This window comes from Aequorivita echinoideorum (genome assembly GCF_018476645.1).
GTDB lineage: Bacteria > Bacteroidota > Bacteroidia > Flavobacteriales > Flavobacteriaceae > Aequorivita > Aequorivita echinoideorum.
Window position 1 is genome coordinate 1 of record NZ_JAHCTB010000024.1, and the last position, 785, is coordinate 785.

The 785-nt window shown below is 31.6% G+C and carries 1 protein-coding gene; it reads left to right on the forward strand.

Features of this window, described 5'->3' with window-relative positions; all coding sequences use genetic code 11:
- The coding region (locus tag KIV10_RS13840; protein WP_214114734.1) for a hypothetical protein at positions 1-638 on the forward strand (638 nt) is incomplete at its 5' end.
- Positions 639-785: the final 147 nt, after the last annotated feature.

Sequence of the window (785 nt, forward strand, 5' to 3'; positions counted from 1 at the left end):
CCAAACGTTGGCAACAAGCTGAAAAAACCGTGACTGAAAATCAAAATCCATATAAAATTTTAAAATATCCACCTGCGTATATGGATGGATATTTAGCTATTAATGGTTGTTTATCCGAGTATTGCATTCCAATAGAATTTACAAAAAACAACGGAGAAAAATGGGTTTACGGATTTCACGGAGAAATCGAAAAAGAGATTGAAATTATCAATTTAAAAGATAACCGATATTTTTTAATATCTACAGTCAATGAATTAAATACTAATTACATTGTTGATATTGAAACAATAAACCCAATCAACGAAATAGATTATGTTTCGGAAAAATTAAAATATAATAATGACCTAATTTTAATTTTAAGCTCGAATTCGATAGCAGTTATTAAACAACCTAATGAAATAAAATACATTCAAACTTTAAATTGGGACGGAATTAGAAACAATCGAATTGAAAATGGCATCCTAAAAGGTCAACTTTATGATTGGAATAATTGTGAAAGCGGAGAACAATATGACAAAACGGATTATGAACTGGACTTAAATACAATGGTTTTTAAAAGAGGAAAAGAATTAGAACAAAAACCAGTTCCGATAAAAAAACTGACAGCCGAAAAAAATAAATGGTGGAAAATATGGTAAACGGAATAAAAAGCCAGTTGCCAACAATGTATAACCGCAATTACGGCGGATTCAACTACGTCCGAATCCACTCGGAATTGCTAACGTTTGTGCTCAACCGAAAAAATTCGCTAACTTGCCCGTAACTGACGGTTATACGAGACCGTT